This window comes from Paenibacillus xylanilyticus (assembly GCF_013359935.1).
Lineage (GTDB): Bacteria > Bacillota > Bacilli > Paenibacillales > Paenibacillaceae > Paenibacillus > Paenibacillus xylanilyticus.
In genome coordinates, this window is the sequence record NZ_JABMCB010000178.1 from 105073 (window position 1) to 127807 (window position 22735).

At 48.1% G+C, this 22735-nt stretch carries 24 protein-coding genes and 1 riboswitch; of the genes, 8 read left to right on the plus strand and 16 right to left on the minus strand.

The features are described from left to right. Nucleotides 1-15: 15 nt before the first annotated feature. The 7 genes from HP552_RS12740 to HP552_RS12770 all read right to left on the minus strand — a co-directional run bounded on the left by HP552_RS12740 (nucleotide 16) and on the right by HP552_RS12770 (nucleotide 4837). The gene (locus HP552_RS12740) at nucleotides 16-855 is read right to left on the minus strand and encodes a DUF2785 domain-containing protein (RefSeq protein ID WP_175395835.1); all 840 of its coding nucleotides are present in this window, start codon (nucleotides 853-855) and stop codon (nucleotides 16-18) included. After that, entirely contained in the window at nucleotides 856-1449 is a 594-nt protein-coding gene (locus HP552_RS12745) for a histidine phosphatase family protein (RefSeq protein ID WP_175395836.1), read from the minus strand. Between the two features lie 49 nt (nucleotides 1450-1498). Then, nucleotides 1499-2071 carry a DUF1572 family protein gene (locus HP552_RS12750; RefSeq protein WP_175395947.1) on the minus strand — a complete coding sequence of 191 codons (573 nt, stop codon included), beginning with the start codon at nucleotides 2069-2071 and terminating at the stop codon, nucleotides 1499-1501. Between the two features lie 52 nt (nucleotides 2072-2123). After that, entirely contained in the window at nucleotides 2124-2453 is a 330-nt protein-coding gene (locus HP552_RS12755) for a DUF952 domain-containing protein (protein ID WP_175395837.1), read from the minus strand. Between the two features lie 52 nt (nucleotides 2454-2505). Next, complete coding sequence (locus HP552_RS12760; protein ID WP_175395838.1) at nucleotides 2506-3063, minus strand: GNAT family N-acetyltransferase; 558 nt, start codon at nucleotides 3061-3063, stop codon at nucleotides 2506-2508. 1 nt (nucleotide 3064) lies between these two features. Further along, nucleotides 3065-3436 (minus strand): ribosomal maturation YjgA family protein, encoded by a 372-nt coding sequence (locus tag HP552_RS12765; protein ID WP_246310865.1) that lies wholly within the window; start codon nucleotides 3434-3436, stop codon nucleotides 3065-3067. A 294-nt stretch (nucleotides 3437-3730) separates the two neighbouring features. Next, nucleotides 3731-4837, minus strand: a complete 1107-nt coding sequence (locus HP552_RS12770; RefSeq protein WP_175395840.1) for an Ig-like domain-containing protein — start codon at nucleotides 4835-4837, stop codon at nucleotides 3731-3733. Nucleotides 4838-5315: 478 nt separating this feature from the next. Between HP552_RS12770 and HP552_RS12775 the strand changes: the two genes are divergently transcribed. Together HP552_RS12775 and HP552_RS12780 are read left to right on the plus strand one after the other, a co-directional pair. After that, a complete protein-coding gene (locus HP552_RS12775) occupies nucleotides 5316-5522 on the plus strand; it encodes a hypothetical protein (RefSeq protein ID WP_175395841.1) in 207 nt (68 codons plus the stop codon). 23 nt (nucleotides 5523-5545) lie between these two features. Continuing rightward, the gene (locus tag HP552_RS12780) at nucleotides 5546-5932 is read left to right on the plus strand and encodes a hypothetical protein (RefSeq protein WP_175395842.1); all 387 of its coding nucleotides are present in this window, start codon (nucleotides 5546-5548) and stop codon (nucleotides 5930-5932) included. 50 nt (nucleotides 5933-5982) lie between these two features. Here HP552_RS12780 and serS read toward each other — a convergent pair whose 3' ends face one another. Then, on the minus strand, nucleotides 5983-7287 hold the full coding sequence (gene serS / locus HP552_RS12785) for a serine--tRNA ligase (protein WP_175395843.1): 1305 nt from the start codon (nucleotides 7285-7287) through the stop codon (nucleotides 5983-5985). A gap of 389 nt (nucleotides 7288-7676) precedes the next feature. On the opposite strand from serS, the gene HP552_RS12790 reads away from it, so the two are divergent. Next, complete coding sequence (locus HP552_RS12790) at nucleotides 7677-8912, plus strand: MFS transporter (protein WP_175395844.1); 1236 nt, start codon at nucleotides 7677-7679, stop codon at nucleotides 8910-8912. 423 nt (nucleotides 8913-9335) lie between these two features. On the opposite strand, the gene HP552_RS12795 is transcribed toward HP552_RS12790, so the two are convergent. Together HP552_RS12795 and HP552_RS12800 are read right to left on the minus strand one after the other, a co-directional pair. Then, nucleotides 9336-9845, minus strand: a complete 510-nt coding sequence (locus HP552_RS12795; protein ID WP_312884288.1) for a DUF2798 domain-containing protein — start codon at nucleotides 9843-9845, stop codon at nucleotides 9336-9338. A 275-nt stretch (nucleotides 9846-10120) separates the two neighbouring features. Then, entirely contained in the window at nucleotides 10121-11410 is a 1290-nt protein-coding gene (locus HP552_RS12800) for a phospholipase D-like domain-containing protein (RefSeq protein ID WP_175395845.1), read from the minus strand. A gap of 525 nt (nucleotides 11411-11935) precedes the next feature. Beyond that, a riboswitch (TPP riboswitch) is annotated at nucleotides 11936-12048 on the plus strand. A 313-nt stretch (nucleotides 12049-12361) separates the two neighbouring features. On the opposite strand from HP552_RS12800, the gene HP552_RS12805 reads away from it, so the two are divergent. The 5 genes from HP552_RS12805 (at nucleotide 12362) to HP552_RS12825 (ending at nucleotide 16342) form a co-directional block, all read left to right on the plus strand. After that, nucleotides 12362-13402, plus strand: a complete 1041-nt coding sequence (locus tag HP552_RS12805) for an ABC transporter substrate-binding protein (protein WP_175395846.1) — start codon at nucleotides 12362-12364, stop codon at nucleotides 13400-13402. Nucleotides 13403-13436: 34 nt separating this feature from the next. Next, entirely contained in the window at nucleotides 13437-13727 is a 291-nt protein-coding gene (locus HP552_RS12810) for an MTH1187 family thiamine-binding protein (RefSeq protein WP_095291668.1), read from the plus strand. Continuing rightward, nucleotides 13727-14485 (plus strand): ABC transporter permease, encoded by a 759-nt coding sequence (locus tag HP552_RS12815; protein ID WP_175395847.1) that lies wholly within the window; start codon nucleotides 13727-13729, stop codon nucleotides 14483-14485. The genes HP552_RS12810 and HP552_RS12815 overlap by 1 nt, the downstream gene beginning before the upstream one ends. Before the next feature lie 142 nt (nucleotides 14486-14627). Then, nucleotides 14628-15437 carry an ABC transporter ATP-binding protein gene (locus tag HP552_RS12820; protein ID WP_175395949.1) on the plus strand — a complete coding sequence of 270 codons (810 nt, stop codon included), beginning with the start codon at nucleotides 14628-14630 and terminating at the stop codon, nucleotides 15435-15437. 98 nt (nucleotides 15438-15535) lie between these two features. Further along, nucleotides 15536-16342, plus strand: a complete 807-nt coding sequence (locus tag HP552_RS12825) for a TatD family hydrolase (protein WP_175395848.1) — start codon at nucleotides 15536-15538, stop codon at nucleotides 16340-16342. 71 nt (nucleotides 16343-16413) lie between these two features. On the opposite strand, the gene nfsA is transcribed toward HP552_RS12825, so the two are convergent. The 6 genes from nfsA to HP552_RS12855 form a co-directional block, all read right to left on the minus strand. Continuing rightward, entirely contained in the window at nucleotides 16414-17157 is a 744-nt protein-coding gene (gene nfsA / locus HP552_RS12830) for an oxygen-insensitive NADPH nitroreductase (RefSeq protein WP_175395849.1), read from the minus strand. Continuing rightward, a complete protein-coding gene (locus tag HP552_RS12835) occupies nucleotides 17150-17746 on the minus strand; it encodes a TetR family transcriptional regulator (RefSeq protein ID WP_175395850.1) in 597 nt (198 codons plus the stop codon). The genes nfsA and HP552_RS12835 overlap by 8 nt, the downstream gene beginning before the upstream one ends. Before the next feature lie 223 nt (nucleotides 17747-17969). Beyond that, nucleotides 17970-19130, minus strand: coding sequence for a YhgE/Pip domain-containing protein (locus tag HP552_RS12840; RefSeq protein WP_175395851.1), 1161 nt, complete (start codon nucleotides 19128-19130; stop codon nucleotides 17970-17972). Between the two features lie 249 nt (nucleotides 19131-19379). Further along, nucleotides 19380-21902 carry a heavy metal translocating P-type ATPase gene (locus HP552_RS12845; protein ID WP_175395852.1) on the minus strand — a complete coding sequence of 841 codons (2523 nt, stop codon included), beginning with the start codon at nucleotides 21900-21902 and terminating at the stop codon, nucleotides 19380-19382. A gap of 163 nt (nucleotides 21903-22065) precedes the next feature. Continuing rightward, nucleotides 22066-22266, minus strand: a complete 201-nt coding sequence (locus HP552_RS12850) for a copper ion binding protein (protein ID WP_175395853.1) — start codon at nucleotides 22264-22266, stop codon at nucleotides 22066-22068. 51 nt (nucleotides 22267-22317) lie between these two features. Next, nucleotides 22318-22719, minus strand: coding sequence for a metal-sensitive transcriptional regulator (locus tag HP552_RS12855; RefSeq protein ID WP_175395950.1), 402 nt, complete (start codon nucleotides 22717-22719; stop codon nucleotides 22318-22320). Between the last annotated feature and the right edge of the window lie 16 nt (nucleotides 22720-22735).

Below are 22735 nucleotides of genomic sequence, written 5' to 3' on the forward strand. Positions count from 1 at the left end.
CGGCAAGTTTAGGAATTAATGTTCACTCTTTTCCAAAACATTTAGGACAAGCTCGCGGACAGTCGGAAATGGATCCATTTCTTCTCTTCGTATAGCCAGATAAAGAGTCTGAAGAAAGACACGTACATTCATTCTCATTAGACTATTCACCACATAAGTTCTTTCCTGAGTCTGATCTGCTGCCTGACCCAGCAAATCGACCCAAGAGGCAATATCGTGTCTATTGAGCTGATTACGCCTGAGAATAGTCACGACTGCATAGGCAATGCGCTGATCCTCATCATGAATGTATACTGTGCCAGATTCCATTATTTTCACAGCAAGCGAGTCCAGTAGGTCTAACAAAGCTGCTGCATCCAAATAAGGTGACTGTGCAAGGTCTTCCACCGCATCGGATGCATGAGCAGGAGTATGCGTCCAGCCCTTACCTTCGACATACCCACGAACATCCTTTTCACTCTTCAGATATGTTGTCAAACGGTAATGAATAGCCTCGATGTCTTTATTGGTCAGAAAGGGCTCCTTGCGGTCTGCATTTAAGATCGGAGGCAACAACAGCACGGAAAATGCCCGGGTAAATACGCTGTCCGTTCCCTGTTCACCTACTCCGTAGAAAAGATGCTGATCATCCATTGCCTTATATAACAACAGACGAAGTTGTTCTTTTGAAAATATCCCTTGTCCGATCCAGGTTGCAAACGTAACATAGATGAGCTCATCTCGCAGAACCGGATCTGTACTGCCAATATGCTCCATCATATGTAGTGCCAGTTCGTATGGTTGCTCTATCGCGTCTACGGATAAATTGGTTGAGTGAATAATTAGTAATTGTTCTTTGAGTGAAGTTGCATCCATCTATAAGGAATTCTCCGAACGATTTAGATGCACACTGCAATTGTACAGTTCACATGCCCAAGCTCCGGCTTTCTTTTCAATCCGGGTAATTGAAGTGTTGGACAACTTGGTACTAATATCGAGGGCAGGGACCAAGCCTCTGAGGGTATTCCGCAGAATCGCCCCATGACTGACTACAATCACTTTGCCATCAGGGTGCGCCTTACAAATATCCTCGATCGCTGCACTTCCGCGCACAGTTCCAGCCTCTGCAGCCTCCCGTCCCAGCTCAAGGCTGCTCCAGTCCGCGCCCCATTTGGCTATACGCTCTGCTTCCGTTGTTCCTTCCACTTGTCCACCGCCCATCTCACGTAACCTTGAGTCCAGGTGAATCTCGTTAATCCCCAGCCGCTGTCCAATGATCCTTGCCGTCTCACTTGCACGCTCCAAGTCACTCGCATATATCGCATCCCACGACTCTGTACTCAGCCTTTCAGCAAGCAAAACGGCCTGTTCTCTTCCTTCCTGATCCAGAGGATTGTCCGTCTGTCCCTGAGACCGCTTTTCCTTATTCCACGCTGTGCTTCCGTGACGTATTAATGCAAACTGTGTCATAATGTTCCTCACTTTGTTCTGTAATAGGCGTTTAATTCATGTTTATCGATCAATCCTTGTCTAACTCATCCTCGGTAAAATGCCTGCGCGCTTTCGGCATGGCAAATTTGCCGCCATTGTATACTGCGGATCCATTCCTTGGAATGGAAAGGCTGTTCCACGGTGTTTCTTTGAGCATTTTGGCCGCGTAGATGATCTGCCCCACATGGTATGGATAATGCGCCAATTGCCGTGTTATGGCCTCCATGAGGGTATGTCCTTCGTTGCGGATGTATATGATATGTGAGAGTTGTTCCGGTGTAAAAGAACGAATGGCATTCAGCAAACAATTCCAGCCTTCTTCCCATTTGTCCAGCAGTTCTTCACGGGTGGAGATGTCATTCACGAATTCGGCATCACGCTCCCGCCATGACTTTTCTCCATCCGTTGTGAGCACGTCCGTCCAACGGGATAACATATTGCCCCACAAATGCTTCACAATGACCGCAATGCTGTTGGCATCTTCATGCCATGCCTCAAATAATTGCTCGGTCTCAAGCTGTTCCATTGCCTTTTCCCCGAGCTGTTTATAGTATTGAAATTGCTTCTCGGCTGTCTCCAGAAATGCCTGGTTCATATTCATATCCAATATGCCAACACCTTTCTGTATCAATGATCGCGTTTCAGGGATTGCATTACTCCGGAAAAGAAAGTACTCCCTCTTTATTGGGCTCAAAAGGAATAACCTTCTGCACCGCATCCAGATTAAGCTCTCCATAAATATGAGGGAACAGTTCATTCAATTCATACAGGTCTTCATATACAAGTTCAGGCTTCAATGCTTTCTCATCAATACCGAGCAATAGCAGATCCGTTCGCCCGGCGTAGTATTGTGCGGCTACCCATGGAATTTGCTCCTTGGTGGAACAATGAATGAATCCATCCGTCTTCAGGCTGTCTGGTGCGTACACGTTCTCCTTGGATACCTGCTCCCATACCGACCGGGAAATAATACTGTAGATCATTGTTCCGCCTCCTTATTATTTCTTCTATGTACTCTGTGCATCATTGAACGTATTATAGATCATCCCGGATACGGGAGTACAATTTCTGATCCGTGAACACACCTTTAATCTTCAATTGTTTGCGAAGCAAGCCTTCATATGACATGCCCAGTTTCTCCATAACCCGTGCTGATCCAATATTGCCTGCGTTGCACCTGCCTTCCAGCCGGTTGCAGTCCAATTCCTGAAAACAATAATTGACGATGGGCTGCATCGCTTCCGCAGCAATCCCTTTGTTCCAGTGGGCGCTGGCAATGGCATATCCCAGATCAGCACTCTGCATCAATTCATTAAAATGAAAAATTCCTCCTCGACCTATCAGGCGCCCGTTATCTTTCAGAACAAATCCCCACAGATATACGAACTTCTTCTCATAATTGTCCAGTGCCCGTTGAATGTATTGAACAGACTCATCCACCGTCTCATGACAGTTCCACAGACTTTGTGCACTCACTCTTGGATCGGAGGCAAATGCAAAGTAATCCTGTGTATCCTCCAGCGTAAGACGTCTCAGCCTCAATCTCTCGGTTTCGAATTCTGGTGACTCGGCAAACAGCTTTTCGATATTCATATTAACTCCTCCTATTGCTCAGGAAATAATGGTCTAACACAAACATGCACATAATCCCTACCGTGTACCTGATTAGATCTACCACAAGAAATCCGCGTCCCAAGATCAGAGCTCCGAACATCGTTGAACGCAGCTCATTAAGCCAAGGGGTCTGGATCATTTGCGAGAACTCGATCGCCGAGCTGAATATTACGCCAAACATGATGGCCCAAACCCTGCTGCGACTGATCCAAATCATACGTATCCCGAAATAGACCATGCCTGCCCACAACGCGTCACCAGCATGTTCATGCAAGAAAACAGGCAGCATTCCCCCAAAATGCCGGGAGGCTAACCCGGCTGCCATTGTAATTACTGCGGCAATAAGATACATCAATCTTCCTCTGATCAACATCACCTTCCTAGATGGTTGAATTCCAACTGTACTCTTACACAGGAGCCTGTTATTCAGCCGCCCTCCCCTTTTGATCGGACTTCAAATGGTAGCCTGTTTTGTACTTTTTACATGCACTTTGCTTCATGCCTTCAACCCGGGTGCACAGCAGGCAATCAACCTCTGGGTGACTTCGAATTTTTGTATCTAAAAAGGGGCGTATGTCTACGCCCCCTCTGCTGTCTATTGCTTTAATAAAAAATAATGGTGTCAATCGCTATTGTTAATGAAGCTTTATTTTACCGTTACCGGTATCGTCACTTTCTTGTTGTTCCATTTGGCCGTTATGCTTGTTTTTCCTTTGCCCACAGCCACAACTTTGCCATTCGTTACTGTAGCAACACTTGGTTTCGTACTGCTCCAGACTGCACTGTTTGTAACAACCGACGTTTTACCAGTGTCATATTGTGCCATGACCGTCAGCGTAGTGCTTCCCTGACGGGATAATACAAGCTTCTTTTGACTTGGAATCAGTTTTTTGAGCAGCGGAACAACAGTAACTTCTGTCTTTATTGTCTGATTTTGATAGGTTCCTGTCAAGGTCGCCTGACCTTCCGCCAGTGTTTTGACCGTCCCATTTTTAACGGTTGCCACCGCATTATTCGATGAAGTCCAGGTCACCTGCTTCGAGAGATTAATGGTTTTTCCATTCGCATATGTACCAATAACCTTAAGTGCTTTGGATTTCTTGATGTTCAGCTGCAATGCAGTAGGTGTTACCTCGACTTTGGTAATAATGTCAGTGATAGCGACTGGTACTTTAACGGTTTCCGAGCCGTATTTGCCTTGTAACAGCACTCTGCCAGGCGTATTGCCTTTGATCTTTCCATTTTCCAGCACAGCCAACTCATTCGATACCGTCCATACGATCTCTGACGTAACATCTTCTTCTTTGCCGTTCGCACGTACAATGCTGACTTTGGGCAGCGTGCTTTCACTGCCTTTGACAAAACTGTAGGATTTGGGCGAGGCTTTTATGCTTTTGATTTTCTCGGAAACCTGAACAAGGATCTGGGCCTTTGCTCCATCGACCTCGGCATATATGGTTGCCTCACCAGCTGCTACCGCCTTTACTTTACCCTTCACAAGGGTTGCAACGGCTGCATTACTCGTAGACCACGTGACACCTGCAGTCACATCCTGCTTGTTATCAAACCCTTCCACTTCAGCCATCACCTTAAGCGCAACGGTCTGTGACACACTTAACTTCTGCGGACTGCTGTTGGTAATTTCAATGGAGGTCACATCCCCCGTAGCCGCCAGAATGTGTGACGGAGCCAGTACGGTACATACTATGATGAGTGCAAGCAATCCTCGAAGTGTTATTTTGATTCTGTTCATTTCAATCTCCCATCTCCTATAATCCAATATTTTACTTCTATTATATTATATCGGAGATTGGATGCATAATAATGAATATTATAGGAATACACTGTTCAAAAAAAGTTGGATTGACAATTTTCCTACAGGATTCAAGAAACACTAGATTAGTTAATACGCACTGCATGACAGTGAACAATTTTCCACTTCCAGTGTATAATATGTAAAGGTATAGACATACTGTTTGGAATATAAACCTCTAGAAAGTGGGTTGGTTTGCTTGAAGGAAATAGACTTGCTGGATATGATTAAACCAAAAAATAATCGTAAGCGCATGAAGAGCATTATCACTTCGGCATCCAACAAAATTAGACCTGAGGACGAAATGATACTACTAATGAAAACGGCCCGTAATCGATTTAGAAAAGCTTTAGAATCTGGACAAATCGAGATTATTAACAAGCGCGAATGGAAGCTCCGTTAAGAATGTGGGTGAACTATGGAACGTTTAGAGAATCCGGAAATGCAAAAGAAAATCCAGTCGGCAAAACGCAAACTTCTAGAGCTTGCAGCAGATGAAACAAGGAGTAACTTGAAAGAATTTTATGTTATGGGTATCATAACCCCGCTTCTAGATGCATTAGATGCTGATCCTGCAGTTATAGTTGGCGGACATGCTGTTGAACTGTACACATCCGGTAGTTAAAGACAACAGATGTTGACCTTGTTATGATTAGAGATGATTTGGCACGGAGTTTATTTGATCGTCTTGGATTTAAGCGAGAGGGAAGGCATTATTACGTTTCCGAAATGGATATCCCTATTGAGATTCCATCCGATACGCTAGAAGGTTCGAAAGATAAAGTTATCAAATTGATAACCCCTGAAGGTTACTGTTATGTAATCGGGATCGATGATCTTATATTAGATCGATTAAGAAATGCCGAATATTGGACTGATGCCCGCAGCTTAGAGTGGGCACGTTATCTAATTTATAGTCAGTTTGAATCTATAGATCTATCCTATATGAGAGAAGTTGCTTTAAGGGAAGATTCCAAGCTGGCAGCTAGGCTTGAACAAGAATATCTGTGGGTAACAGACCATATGTTTGATTAAACGGAACCCTGAATCAGGGTTCCGTTTGCTTTTACATTTTTCACAATCCATTACTTCTGGTTTTCTTCATCTTGATGCGGCAAAATCAAATATTCAGCACCGCCTATATAAGGCTGGAGAGCCGCCGGAATGCGAATGCTTCCATCCTCCTGCTGATGATTCTCCAGCAAGGGGATAAGGATTCGGGGCGAAGCTACGGCTGTATTGTTCAGCGTATGGCAGTACGCCAATTTACCCTCGGCATCACGGCAGCGAATATTCGAACGACGTGCCTGAAAATCATGCAGGTTTGACGACGAATGGGTTTCTCCATAAGCCCCCCGGCTCGGCATCCATGTTTCAATATCATATTGTTTATACGTTTTCTGGGACATATCTCCTGTGCACACCGCGACTACCCGATAAGGCAGCTCCAGCAGCTGCAGCAACTCTTCAGCGTGTCCGGTAATTTCCTGCAGCATGCGCTCCGATTCCGCCGCATCTGGTGCACAGAGAATGACCTGTTCGACTTTGGCAAACTGATGAACCCGGTATAACCCTCGCACATCACGACCACCTGATCCAACCTCACTGCGGAAACATGTCGATACCGCAGCCAGCTTGATCGGCTTCTGTACATCCACAATCTCATCCGCATAATACGATACGAGCGGTACCTCCGAGGTCCCGACCAGCCACTTGCCCTCACCTTCCAACTCGTAGACCTGATCGCGTCCTGTCGGGAAAAACCCCGTGTTCACAAGTGCATCCTCTCTGACCATTAAAGGCACTTCCATGGGTGTAAATCCATGCCTCAGCAGCAAATCCAGCGCAAGCTGCTGTACAGCCCGGTGCAGAAGTAGCCCTGCCCCTTTCAGCACATAGCTCCTTGTTCCACCGATCTTCACCCCGCGCGGAATATCAATCAGATCGTGGAGCTCTCCGAGTTCCACATGGTCCTTGGCTGTGTAATCGAATTTCGGTGTTTCTCCCACGCGCCGCAGCTCCACATTATCCTCGTCGGATGCTCCGTTCGGCGTATCCGGCGATACAACATTGGGCACCAGCCATTGCAGCCTGGTCACTTCCTCCTGCACGTCTGCAAGCTTCGCTTCGACCTGTTCCAGCTGCTCATTCAGCTGTTTTACCCGAGCTCTCAGTTCTTCGGCCTGTTCCCGATCCCCGGATTGCATCAGTTTCCCAATATCCGCTGATAATGTGTTTCGCATTCTGCGCCCTTCTTCCGTTTCCTGCAAAAGAGCTCTGCGTTCCTCATCCCGTTCCAGCAATATGCGAATGCTGATATTGATTTTTTTTCCGTCGGCCGCTGCCTGTACCTCATCTGCATGTGCCCGAATCCACTTCATGTCCAACATGGTCACCGTCTCCTTTGGCTGTAAAAATGCAAAGAGCGCCCTCATCCCTTGGGACGAGGAGCGCTCTGCTCGCGGTGCCACCCAACTTGCCGAATCAGGATATCCTCATTCAGCCTCTTGGTCCGCGATAACGGGCGGTTCCGGTTAACTTGGGGATATATTCGCTCCCCTGGCGATAACGCCTCCGAGTTGGATGCTCTTCAACGGCATGGTTCCGATCTGTAATTGTTGTGTCTCAGTATATACGAACGCCGGACCTAATTGCAACCTTCTGTATCGATCCGGAATTCATGGCATAACTTAACATGTCCTGTTATGATAGACTTTGTCTCCAAGATTGCGCTTTATTGTGATCCTCATTTTATGTATATAAGTAGAAGGAGTTCTATATGAAAAAATTACTTTGGATCGGATGTCTATCCTATTTCCTGATTGGACTTGCCCACGTTGTGCTCGGTTCCATTCTGCCGGTTGCACTTGAACATTATGGCAAAGATTATAGCCAAGGCGGAACGCTGATCTTCGCTCAATTTGCCGGATTCCTGGGTGGTGTATTGTTATCTCCATGGCTGAACAGACGCTTTGGTAAACGGGGAGGCCTGTTAATCGCCACAGCACTGCTCTGTATCGCAGAATTATCCTATATGCTGCTGCCACCGTGGGGCTGGATGTACGTAATCGCACCCGCAGCCGGCTTTGGATTCGGAATGGTTGAAGCTGTCATTGGTACCATTATCATTGCTGCAATCAAAGACAATACAGCCGTTGCCATGAGTCGACTTGAAGTGTTATTCGGGATCGGGGCGATGGTCATGCCACTCATTGCCAGCGGTCTGATTGCTGCCGGATACTGGCGCCTTTCCTTTCTCGTTGTTGCGATCTGCGCAGCGCTGACCTTTGTTTTCTGGGCGAAAGGATCATTCGGTGAACTCGATGAGGTTCTAGAGCGACGTAGTTCTAATAACGGTTCAATACATGCCCACACTGCCGGGGCACCAGGTGAGATGCATCCCGTAGCTGTCAGCACACCCGGTCCAACCTATCGTGGCCGTAACATGACTCTTCTGGTATTATTCGTGCTTTTCTTCTTCCTTTATGTTGGTACGGAGATGAGTCTTGCAAACTTCATGCCAGCGATTCTGATTGAGAAAATGAACATGAAGGAAGCCGGAGCAGCGCTTAGTGTCACCTGTTTCTGGATTGCCATGTCTGTGGGACGACTCTTCGCCGGGTATATCGCAGAGAAATTCCAATACCGCGTCTATGTCCTGTACAGTTGTCTCGCATCTGTTCTCTTGTTAATGGTATTTCCATTTACAAACCAAATATGGTCTGCATTTCTCATCATCTTACTGCTTGGACTTGCGATGTCAGGCATCTTCTCCATTGCCCTTGTCTTCGCTAGTAAACTGCTGCCTGGAACAGAAGAATCCACACCAAGCATCTTGATTGCCTCAGGCGGGGTCGGCGGTGCTATTCTGCCATTGACCACGGGATGGAGTCTTGATCATCTGGAGGTTAATCAATCTGCATGGATGCTTGCCATCTTTGCGGTTGGCCTGCTTGTCATTAGTGTGATCACGCATCAATGGCAGAACAAACATATAGCGGATTCTGTGACATAACAGTTATGTGTTCATCCTTTCCTGAGGATTAGAAATACCTATTGTAGAGATTGAGATGTCCACCGCCATGACTTGGCAGTGGACATCTTTTTCTAGCGTTACTCTGTTCTAACGAACCTAGCACACGCTATCCCCCTCCATTTCTACATGTTTGAGATCTAACGAATCCTAGAGGCGTTATTTTAGGTAATTATCTCAAATTCAAGGTCTCGTTGCAGTTTCTTAGCATAATAACGCCGCTGAGATTCGTTAGATTTTTCATTCCCCTAAAAACTGGCCTAATAAGGTGTTCTCGATTCGTTAGCGCTGTAATTACGGTGGAAAGTGCCCCATCTTTGCCTCAGATCACCTTTCATTACAGGTGAGAATATGATCTATTCATTTGCACAAGATTGCCCAGGAAATACTTTGGGTCCAGCTGCATCACACACTCTTGTTAACAACAGGCATTACAGGCCCGTTATCCTTGATGAATTTACCGAATACATATCGCACGAGGGGCCCCAAAATGATCAATTGATATGGCAGCGCCAGGCTGAAGTTACGAGCGATTGTATGAAGGTACTTACGGAGTACGGATGCCCCATTTAATTGATCCGCCAGGTATGCTGAAACCATCCCATACAAGGACATGATCAGAACCATGCCAATCACCATGAAAAATGACATGGCGAGCACACTCAAAATCTTGTTGGACTTGTCAAAGGGCAAGGAAAAAGCAATCTTTCTCGCTACAGGTCCGACAATGAAGGACTCTACCACAAACGCGATGACAAAACATAATATGAATTGAAGCAGTATCTCAAGCGGGGACATCTTACCGAGTAACCCACTGTGCCATAAATTGAAAGTCATCATGACGACGACCATTCCTGTACACATCATTAATCCGAAAATGATTTGATCCCTCTTGCTTGTTGGCAATTCACTCATCCTCTCTGTTTACCTTCGTAATTATAGAGATGAGGAAACCCTCCACATAAGTGAACATTCTGTGAACATTCAGACGGGTACTCCAATGAAATTATATCTCCCGTGTGATGACTTGCCGGTTGGCGCGGTCCATACATCGCGAATTCTAAATGAGATTTCTGAATCCATTGGTCTAGTTCTTACCCGATACAGATCCATTTGTCTTGGCGCAAGAAATATAAGCAAGCTTTGATGAACTGGAGCAAAATTCAACTCAAAAGATTGTGAGTTCTTTCCTACAACAGAAATCTCCAGAGAAAAGACAGTTTGGATAAAGCTGTGATTGCCATTCGTTTGAAAACAGAGCCTTTCAGATTCGTAGATTCTGCTGGATGCTCACCTTTATTCACACGCGTACTATGTGTACGTTTGATATCCATAGCCTCTGTTAGTTCGTTGGCGAATGCAGAACCAGAAATGACCACAGCAGATTCGGTATTTAGAAAGGCAGATCTGGGATCAAGATTATACGAACCAACCATGCTGAGGTAATCATCCATGACAAATGATTTGCCGTGTATGGAATAAGGGCCTTGGTATTCATAAATGGCCAGACTGGTATCAAGCAACCGTTTCTTAGAGCTTAAGTATCCCGCGAAAGCCAAAGGGTTAGGGGTCTGCTGGATTGAATTGGTTAGCATGACCCATTCTGCTTTTGGATTCATCGACAGATGTACGGCTTTCTTCATTTTCTTGGTAGGAATGGCATATGGCGTCTGAAGGTACACTTTCGACTTTGCTTGATTGGCGAAATGAACAAATGCTTTCCACATGATCGGGTTTTTATACAGCCTCTGGATTGGATTGTGAATGAAAGCGACGTGGTCGGAACGAAGAGCCCCTTGAGCCCATTCCTTCGGCAACACTTTAACAAAAGGATCGCTCTCAGCCTGAGCTTTTTTATATAACTCAGCCAGCTGAGCCAGCTCTTGTAACCCCTTTGTATGATGCTGACGTTTGGCATGTTTTTCTGGTTTGGTGAATGGATGATTCCATAACCGATCTATATATTTTTTCATTTCAACAACCGTGCTGTTCGTACTATGGTTTGGATTGTAAACAAGGACATCCCGATCGAATACATAGTCTTTTGGGGGTTGCAATGCCATGTATTTATCACCAATATTTTGGCCGCCAATGATGCCATATGTGTTGTCGACAAGAAGGATTTTGTCATGCAGACGGTTGTGCCATGTCCATGGCATAAATAGGTGGAGTGGTTCATAATACCTTAACTCCACATTGGGGTGAGCTGCAATGGCATCTGGAATATCACGCAATTCTCCGCGCATGCTGTGAAAAACCCCGTCTAAAATGATTCGAACATGCACACCCCGATCAGCTGCATCGAATAAAGCAGCAAAAAAGAGTTGAGATGTTTTTCCCTTTTGGATGGAGTAATAAGCCACGTCGATGCTTGTTTTCGCCTCTCGAATGGTCTGGATTCTCACCTGACCGGATTGAAAGCCGTCCTCCAAGAGCAATACGCGATCTGTTGTACTTCCTGCTGTTAACGATTTTTGCATATCCGTATTCTCAATAGTAGATGGAGACGGAACCAAAAATAAAAGGTAAGCTGTGAAAAAAACGTAGACACAATAGGACAGAATAATTGCGAATATGATTTTAAGGATCATTCAGTACGCCCCCATTTTTATGTAAAAAGTAATTATTTGTTATAGCAGTACTATCTCCTTCTGTATCTAAATTATGTTGTTTAAATTAATCAAGCGACTCCGGTTAAGGTCAAACGATCAAAAGCTGATCATTGAAATAGGGAAAGCAGCCCTTATTCGACCAGATATCAAACATTGGATTTGATCCAAGTATTTGTGGGGAGCCTTCCAGATCTTCAGCACTTAGGATCCGATTTTTTGTACTCAGCCAGATTGCCTTATATTATTCGCCACGATAATTATTGAAAATTAAACAGGCTGTTATACATATGTATAACGGCCTGTTTAATAAGTTCATACGTATCCCATCCAGTTCCTGACTGGACACGTTCCACCCGCTGGCCTATAATTACACCTAGTAATGCCCGTAACTTCATAGTTTCCCAGGGGAGTCGGAATTGGCCGGCTGAGAGTGTATCCCACGAAGATACTAACCCTTAGACCTGATCTGGATCATGCCAGCGTAGGAATCGGAGTATATTGAATAGGCCCAGCCATGTGCTGTACGCCACCTCTCTAACGCCTGCACGCGTCCCGGATTTCGGGGCGCTTTTTTTGATGTTATCAGTAAGATTAAGCTTCGAAGCTGAATTACTGATATTGCAAGAAAAAGTGCCGCCAAATCGGTCTGGCTTCTTTTTTTACATAGATAAGACATTTTTCTTAATTTCTTCATGTATAAAAAAGGATGCCATCCGGATCATAGCTGGTATAAATCGAAGGATTTATGCACCATGCTTGGATATGAAGCCAAGGAGTACCCCGTGCCACTGGCCGGACAACTGAAGGAGAGAAATCAAGATGAGATGGCGGAAAATGATCGGCCTCCTGCTCTTGTGTGTGACACTGGTCACCGTCGCTGCATGCGGCAGCCAGGAAGCAGCACCCACAGGACAGAACGGCAGCAGCAACACTGAAAACACCAATGAAGGGGATAGCGCAGCACTGAAGGATGTCAAAGTCGTGCTCGACTGGACCCCAAATACAAACCACACTGGCCTGTATGCCGCCGTGGATCAAGGTTTTTACCAAGCAGAAGGCTTGAATGTTGAGATTGTGCAGCCAGGTGCTGGGGGCGCGGATACGATGGTTGCGTCGAACGAAGTGCCTTTTGGCGTAAGTTATCAGGAGAGCGTAACACAAGCCCGCACACAGGACGTTCCGCTCGTCTCCATTGCAGCCGTCATTCAGCATAATACGTCCGGCTTCGCCGCTCCGGTGGACCGAAACATTAAATCACCCAAAGATTTTGAAGGCAAATCCTATGGCGGCTGGGGTTCCCCTGTGGAAGAAGCAGTCATGCAATCCATCATGGAAGGCGAAGGCGCCGATGTGTCCAAAGTGAAAAATATTAATATGGGCGATGCCGACTTTTTTACCGCAGTGAAACGGGACATTGATTTTGCCTGGATTTTCTACGCCTGGACCGGAATTGAAGCCGAGCTGCGCGGAGAACCCATCGACATGCTGTATGTGAAGGATTATTCCGACGCGCTGGACTATTACACCCCTGTACTCGTTACGAACGAACAGACCATTCAGAACGACCCCGAGCTGGTTAAGGCGTTTATGAAGGCCACTTCCGAGGGGTACCAATACGCTATTGATCATCCCGAAGAAGCTGCGGACATTCTGATCAAGGCTGTACCGGATCTGGATAAGGACCTTGTCCTGGCAAGCCAAAAATGGCTCAGCCCTAAGTACAAGGACGATGCTCCGCGCTGGGGTGAGCAGAAACAGGAAGTATGGCAAAATTACACGGACTGGATGTTCGACAAAAAACTGCTCGATGAGCAGATTGATGTATCCAAGGCGTATACGAACGAATTTTTACCTCAATAAAATACAACTAACCCGAAAGGAGCCGTGATCTCTCATGGCAAGCACACTGCTTAGCATTCAGGTCATTCCCAAAACGCCAAATGGTGAAAATTCATACCCTTATGTGGATCGTGCCATTGAAGTTATTCAGCAATCCGGTTTGAAATACCAGGTCAACCCGCTCGACACCACGATGGAGGGAGAACTGGAGGAACTGCTCGAAGTTGTCCGCAAAATGCACGAGGTGCTCGTGGAGGCTGGCAGTCCAAGCATCATCTCCCAGATCAAAATTGCCCATAGCCCGAACGGCTTCAGCATGGATACCCTGACGGAGAAGTATCGCTAATGCATACCTATTTCAAAAGTGTATGGCCGCCCATTGTGGCGGTTATTCTCTTTATAGCGATATGGCAGGGCGCGGTGTCCCTGTTTCACATTGAAAAATGGATGCTGCCGGCACCTTCCGACATCGCGCATGAAGCAGCATCCCAGGCAGAACGGCTCGGCATGCATGCATGGGCGACCATTCAGCTCACGTTGATCGGCTTCGCGGCGGGCACACTGGTAGGACTGCTGATTGCGATGGTGCTGCACCTGATTCCATTCCTGAAATCAGCCCTCTATCCATTACTTATCCTTAGTCAAAATATACCGACCATCGCGCTCGCTCCGCTCTTGCTGATCTGGTTCGGATTCGGGCTGCTGCCCAAGCTGATTACCATTATACTGGTCTGCTTCTTCCCCGTTGCTGTTGCTGCCATGGATGGCCTGACCCGAACCGATGCCGCAATGATGAATTATATGCGCATGGCGGGAGCAAGACGCGGACAGATCTTCTGGAAGCTGGAGCTGCCGCACGCATTGCCCTCGATCTTCTCCGGTGTCAAAATTGCCGCCACATACAGCGTGATGGGCGCCATCATTGCAGAATGGATCGGAGCGGATAAAGGGATCGGCTATTATATGATGCTTCAAAAGTCCGCCTACCGGACAGACCGTCTATTCGTTGCGATCATGATTATTGTAGCGCTTAGCCTGCTGCTCTTCCTGTTCATTGCCCTGCTGGAGAAGCTGCTCGTTCGCTGGCGACCACAGAAGCGTTGAATCGCATCATAAGCAATATACAAGGTTAGGAAGTGAATGCGAGATGACACTCAAACATAACGAACAGGCGCAAACAGTGCCAAGCGGAAGTACCACAATTAAGGGGTCAAATGAAGGATCACTCACTCCCGCTCCCGCTGCTATGTCCGTTTCCGGGACTAGGAATCTGCCTGCGCTGGAAGTACAGGACGTTCATGCTTCATTTCGGGAACGCAGGAGCAAGCTCCCGGTCCTGAACGGATTGTCCCTGACTGTGGAGCAGGGCGAATTCGCAGCCATCGTTGGTCCTTCCGGCTGCGGCAAGAGCACGTTGTTTCACATCATTGGAGGCTTGCTAAAACCGCAAGCAGGCCAGGTCCTGATGAACGGACAGAACGTTACCGGACAGCGGGGTAAAATCAGCTATATGCCACAGCAGCCTGCTCTCTTCCCATGGCGCACCATTGAAGAAAATGTGCTGCTTGCAGGTGAAGTATCGGCAAGTGCTCCGCCCAAGGCAGAAGCACTCGCGGAAGCACGGAAGTGGTTGGCCAGTGTTGGTCTCGCCGGATTCGAACAGGCCTATCCGCATATGCTATCGGGCGGCATGCAGCAGCGTGCTGCATTTCTTCGTGCCCTGCTCAGCCCACAGGAACTGATGCTGCTCGATGAGCCCTTCAGTGCGCTCGATGCATTGACGCGCAGCGATATGCAGCGCTGGCTGCTTGATATCTGGGAACAGAACCGCTGCTCGGTGCTGTTCATAACCCATAATATTGAGGAGGCCCTGCTGCTTGCCGATCGAATCTATGTGTTATCCAATCGACCTGCTGCAGTGCTGCAGGAGGTCGATGTTCCTTTTGACCGTCCAAGACGTGAAGAAATTACGGAAGAACCTGCTTTCCTTGAACGCAAACGGCAGATTTCCGAGTGGATGAGAGAAGAACAAAGGAAAGCCCGGCTATCTCCATAGTACGGGTTTTTGGTTATATTCACCTAAAGTGGTGGTCCAGTTCAGCATCCTTTGCGTATCACTATTCGAAAGACCAAAGACTACAGGGGGGCACCTCCATGCATACTCAAGCTTTTGCACCATTAATCGATGCTCATATTCATCTCGATCAATACACACCAGAAGAGCAACGTGAGATGCTGCAATCCTTTTCGGACAAACAGGTTGAAGCACTCATCGCAGTTTCCATGAATATGTCTTCGGCCCAGGCCAATCTGGAGCTGGCGAGACAGAATCCCCGAACTGTGTATCCGGCCTTCGGCTTCCACCCGGAACAGTCCTTGCCTGCCGCGGCAGACCAAGACCTCTTCTTTGATTGGATTGAAAAGCACATCGGACAAGCTGCGGCCATTGGGGAAGTGGGACTGCCTTACTACAATCGCCAGGAAGCTGAACAGGCGGGGCAAGATTTTGACCAGAGCGGGTATATCAAGCTGCTTGAACGGTTTATCCAGCTTGCGAAGAGGCATAACAAACCCATCGTTCTTCATGCCGTATATGAAGATGCCGACATCGTTTGTGACATGCTGGAACAATATCAGTTCAGACATGCCCATTTTCACTGGTTCAAGGGCTCCCCCAAAACTGTTCAGCGGATGGCTGATAACGGGTACTTCATCTCATTCACACCTGATATTCAATACGAAGAGGAAATCCGTGATCTGGCAAGGCAGTACCCTGCCGAACAGGTCATGGCGGAAACTGACGGTCCCTGGCCTTTTGAGGGACCGTTTCAGGGGCGCATGACACATCCCGCCATGACGAGACAGGTCATTCAGGCCTGGAGCGAGATTACCGGCATGGGAAGCGAGCGGGCGGCACGACTCTTTTACCAGAACACCAAGCGCTTTTACCGTTTGCCCTAATTCAGGGTGCAGATTACGACAACAAAAAGGTCAGCCGGACTCCCCGGCTGACCTTCTTCTATACAACCACTTTAGCGCTTCATAAATCCTCTGCCTTCGAGGTAAGGCTTCATCTGAAGACGTGCCGGCTCCGTAAGGCGTTTCGCCATCAGCTCGGACCACGGTGTTGTACGTTCACCGTTCGTGCGAGCTTTCATGTATGCTGTCGTTGTTTCGTCGTAGCTTTCCACGCCCTGGAGCGTCTGCTCGGCATCATAGCGATTGCGGTGAAGTACCGCATTCAGTGGCAGACGTGGGCGAATTCCGGTTTCCTGATCGGCTACACCGATACACATACCGAATACAGGGTAAACCCCTTCCGGCAATCCCAGTAATTCAGTCACTTCCTCAATCCGGTTACGCAGCCCGCCAATATATACAATCCCGAAACCAAGCGACTCAGCCGCCAGAGCGGCATTCTGGGAGGCCAGGGCCACATCGATGGTTGCAACCATGAAGTTCTCTGTGGAATCGGCATAGGATTCCTTCTCTGGCAGGTGGCGTCTTGCCGCATCACTCAATCGGTACAGATCCGCACACCATACGAGAAAAACAGGACATTCTTCCACATAGACTTGGTTACCTGCCAATGCAGCGAGTTTCGATTTTAGTTTCGAATCCGTCACGGCAACGACGCTATATGCCTGTACGCTGCTGGATGAGGAAGCCATCTGCCCGGCAGCTACAATTGCCGCCAGCTGTTCCTCACTTACCGGGTCCGGCTTGAATTTCCGCACCGAGCGGTGTTTCATCATCAATTCAATCGTTTCATTCATGTCTATTCACTCCCAGTCCTCGTAGTACGAATTCAATCGTCTGTTCAGCCAGCTGATCTGTATCCATATCCTCATAGTTAAACGTAAACCGTGAGTTTTTGGCACGTTTGTGTGCCAGAGCCACACCCATGACCTGAAGCATTGCATAAGATACGGAATCGATCTGGAATATCCCTTGGTCCTTGCCTTCTTGCAGCAAGTCCTTCACTTTGGTCCACACAGGGTCCAGGAAGCGAAATACGGTAGCCGTGCGATGGGTATTCAGCGTTATTTCAAGCTGTACAATATCGCTCATCTCCCAGTCATTCATCGTGAACTTTACGACTTCACCTACAATTTTGGTGATACCCTCAACAGGGGACATGGACTCCGCAGCCAAATCATTCAGCATGTGACCAGGAAAGAAGTGCTCGAATATGGCTTCAAACACCTTTTCTTTTCCGCCAAAATGATACGAGACCAGTGACACATTGGCACCTGCCTCATCACAGATTTGACGAACACTTGTCCCGTCATACCCCTGCTGTGCAAAAAGTTTCTTGGCTGCAAGCAAAATCCTCGTTTTGATATCCAATTCCGGTTCCGTCATTCCGTCCGCTCCTCTTATCCGTTCTTTTCTATGCTCCAGCTTCCCGGGCTGCAGCCAGGCTGCTCCATCTATTTATTATGAAAGTTTGTATATCAAAGCGCAAGGCAAGATCAATGCCATGTAAAAAGCAGCAATCGTACTCGTAACGAACAGCAGGCACCCCGGGTGAAGTCCACCGGGGTGCCTGCTCCAATGCTATAGAGAGTCATGTACGTCTGTAATATTAGCCGTTCACTTGAGCCGGGCTTGGTGCGCCTGCTGGCATGCGCTGTTTTTTGAGCATGGTCACAACCAGGGAGAGTGCAACCGCGATGACCAGGACAATGGCAACAGAGCCTGCTGCCGACTGAACTCCAGGTCCACCAAGTTGAACGCTCAGAATACCCTGAACCGCGTAAGTTGCAGGCAGATACTGTCCAATTCCGCTGTAGAAGCTGTTAAGCAGTTCACGTGGCACCATAGCACCGGAAGATACCAGCTGCAGGGACAGTGAGATGATGTTGAACAGGCTTCCTGCAGGTCCGAAACAGATCAGGAAGAACTGGGAGAAGAACATGAACGTGCAAAGGAACAGAGCCTGGAACAACCAGAAAGCAACGAATCCTTGGGCAATCTGTCCCCCCAGCGCAACAATCAACGATGAGCCGAGAAGCGATACCACCAGAGCGGATCCGATGTTAATCACAATTCTTGCACCGAACAGCGTCAGGCGGGAGTGCGCAGCTGACAGCATCCCCATTGCTGTCTGCAGATTCATACCCATGATCATGGCGCCGACATAAGAAGCCAGTACCATCATCATCGGTACCATCTGATTATTCATTCCATTCACGGGGTTAATCGAAGTTGTTGTTCCTTCGACCCGGGAAGCCAGGTTGGCAGCAGCAGCTGCAGCCTGATCCGCAGGTGCTCCTGTAGCCGTCAGCAGGGTCTGTACACCTTGAGCTGTTGCTTGCTTGTTAATCGTGTTTGTTACACTTTGTGATACACCTTGCATCATGCTTTTGATCGTAACCGGGTTAGCCTCGTTAATCGTGTACTTAATTTCGGCGGTGGAACCCGCGGTCTGAAGCAGCTCGTTAAAGCCTGCCGGAATATTCAGCACCATATGCACTTCGTGATGATTCAATTGATCCAATGCTTCAGCAGAACTGAGATCGGATACCGTGTGGAAAGGCAGTGTCTTAGCCATACTATCCGCTATCCCTTGGGACATTTCTCCGTCTTCATTCACAATCGCAACCGTCAATTCATTCGTGCGGTCGTTCACGCCGGAGTATGCAGTCATCCAGATGACACTAAAGATCACTTGGAACATAAGTGCCGTAACGATCCCTACAATCACTGGCGGTTTTTTCAATAAAATGCGTAATGCCTGTAACATGAATAAGGTCCCCCATTACAAAATAGTTCTAATTTGATTTAAACGATCGTTTGAATCAAACAATTGTTTAAATTTTAATGGCATATGTCACTATTGTCAACTAATTTCTGAAATGTTCAGAAAACATAATTTACATTTCACAAATAGTGCTGTCCATTTTCATAAGAAGACAAGAAAAAGCACGGCTCGCCGCAGCAAACCGCGCTTCATCTCTCTTACATGTGACGTCAAGGATATTCCATTCACAGCCTATTTGTGATTACGTTCCAACTTCAACCGTTGCAGACGCAGCGAGTTCAGCACGACCGATACCGAACTGAATGCCATGGCCGCTCCAGCGAGCCAAGGAGCCAGGAAACCCACTGCCGCGATAGGGATACCGATCACGTTATAGCCAAGCGCCCAGAACAGATTCTGCTTAATATTGCCCATGGTGCGCCGACTCACTTCGATCGCATCCGCAATACTGTTAAGATCGCCACGCATCAGCGTAATATCCGCCGCTTCCATCGCTACATCTGTCCCTGTTCCGATCGCCATGCCGATATCTGCTGTAGCCAGAGCAGGAGCATCATTGATCCCATCGCCGACCATAGCCACTTTGAGCCCGCGATCCTGCAGCTTCTTCACTTCAGCAGCTTTGCCCTCAGGCAGGACCTCTGCCAGGACATTATGGATACCCGCTTGCTCCGCTACAGCACGAGCAGTACGCTCATTATCCCCCGTAATCATGATGACATCTATCCCCATGGCCTGAAGACGCTGAATGGCTTCTCGTGATGTATCCTTGATTGTATCTGCGACAGCCACTATACCTGCCCAGCGGCCATCTACCGCAACCAACATCGCCGTGCGACCGCGTTCCTCCAAATCGTTCATCTGTTGAACGGTCGCCTCCGGAACCTCCACATGAGCATCTGCAAGCAGCCGCCGTGTTCCAACCAGAACTTCCTGACCCTCGACTCTGGCCCGAACGCCATACCCCGGCACGTTCTCGAACTGCTCCGATTGGGTTAAGGTGTGTCCTTTGGCTCGAATTCCTGCTACAATGGCTTCCGCCAGCGGGTGCTCAGAACTCTGCTCTGCTGCTCCAACCCGTTTCAGCAGCTCCGCTTCTGCCCAATCAAATGCTGTGATTACATCTGTCAGTACCGGTTTGCCTTGAGTGACCGTGCCTGTTTTGTCCAGTACAACCGTCTGAATCTGCTGTGCCGATTCCAGATGTTCGCCGCCTTTGAAAAGGATGCCATACTCAGCTGCACGCCCTGACCCGGCCATGACTGAGGTTGGTGTCGCCAGCCCGAGTGCACATGGACAGGCTATGACAAGTACAGCAATCGCTTTTTCAAGCGATCCGGCGAAATCACCGGGACTTGCGAACAGATACCAGATCAGGAATGTCAATACAGCAATCCCGACCACAATCGGGACAAAGATTCCCGAAATGACATCCGCAATTCGCTGAATGGGCGCTTTAGAACCCTGCGCCTGTTCAACCACTTTAATGATTTGAGATAACGCCGTATCTGAACCGACTCGGGTCGCGCGCAGTCTCAGTGCACCATTTTTGTTCAGCGTAGCGCCCGTAACGGCGTCACCAGGCTTTTTATCGACAGGCAAACTCTCGCCGCTCAGCATGGATTCATCTACTGAGGACTGCCCTTCTTCCACGATACCATCCACGGGAATGCTATCCCCTGGTCTTACTAGAACAAGGTCACCTACCGCCACATATGCTGCAGGAACAACCACTTCCTGCCCGTCCCGGATTACCCGGGCTTCACGAGGAGCCAGTTCGATCAGGCTTTTAATTGCCTGCGATGAGCGGCCTTTTGCTACGGCTTCCAACCATTTGCCAAGCAAGATTAATGTAATCAGAATGGCACTGGTTTCATAATAGAGTTCTATTGAAGGCATGGTGGCCGTTGTACTCGCCCCCATCCCACCATGATCCATTGTCGTTGGGGTTACAAATCCACTTGTGAGGGTCAGGTAAAGACTATAGAAGAATGCCGCACTTGTACCCAAAGCGACCAGGACGTCCATATTGGCACTGCCATTCCGCAAGGCCTTATAAGCCCCCACATAAAATTGCCATCCAATCACGAATTGTACCGGAGCTGCCAGCACCAGTTGGAACCACGGATTCATAAACAGCTCAGGCACCCATATCCAAGAAGTGAACGAGAAATGACCTACCATCGCCCATAGCAGAGGTATTGATAATAGAGCGGATATCATCCACTTCCATTTCTTGCGCTGCAGCTCACGCTCACGGACAGATGAGGTTTCTTCCTGTGTCTGCTGCAACTCAGCACCGTAGCCAAGCTGTTTGATTTTGGCCGTGATATCGGAAGGTTTCAATGCTCCGGCTGCATATTCAACATGCCCTGTCTCCAGCGCCAGGTTAACATTCGCACGCGATACGCCTGGCAATCGGGAGAGCCCCTTTTCAATTCGGGCAGAGCATGCGGCGCACGTCATCCCCGTAATGTCCAGATCAACTGACTCCGTCACTGTACCGTAGCCAAGCGCCTCCACCTTATCCCGCAATGCGCCTAGACTAACAGCTTTCGGATCGTAGGTCACGCTTGCTTGCTCTATGGCAAGATTGACACTGGCCTGCTGAACACCTTCCATACGTGATAATCCCTTTTCGATCCGTGTGGAACAGGCCGCACAGGTCATGCCCGTAATCTGCAGCGTTGTCTGCAAACCATCCGGCTGCGATCCGGCTCTTGGTGTATTATCCGTTGATGATGATTTATCCATGATGTCAGTCTCCTTTCATACTTGAATCGTTATCCTATTGTACCCCTGGGGGGTATAAAACAGACAAAAAATCAGGCTTAAACGATGCACCCTCTTGTGATCAACGCCTGTCGGCACTTTGGACTGAGCCATAAATCGAGAGAACACCATTTAAGCCAACTTCTTAGACTACATCGTATCCTTGATCTTCAATGGCAGCCTTGATCTGCTCCACATTGACTTGCTGTTCATCATATTCCACTGCAACGGTTCCCGCTGCCAGATCCACTTGTCCTTTGGCACCCGCACTTTTCACAGCTTCTTCGACTGATTTCACGCAGTGGTTGCACGACATTCCAGTAACATTCAGTGTAACGTTAGACATAATTCATTTCCTCCTTGGCATATATAAATGATTACTTCATTCTGCATATCATTACTTCATCAATTTCCTTACCGTAACCAACAGCTCATCTACAACCTCGTGTTCCCCCGCTTGGATCCGTTCAACGATACAACTCTTCATGTGACCTTCAAGCAGCAGCTTGCCCACTGAATTGAGCGCAGACTGCGCAGCCGCAATCTGGGTAAGCACATCGTCACAATACGTGTCCTTCTCGATCAGTCCCTTGATCCCGCGGATCTGTCCTTCTACCCGGTTCAAACGGGATATCAAGTTACCCTTCATCTCCTGCGAGTGATGGCTCTTGCGCACATGCTTCCCGTCACTGCCTTCAGAATGACATGCAGCCGCTTGTTGATCGGGCGGTACAGCCGCTTCCGGCTGGTTCGTTACTGATGGTTCCAAGGGTTCCTTGGGATGGCTCTGATGATCCATCATGAACACCCCTTTT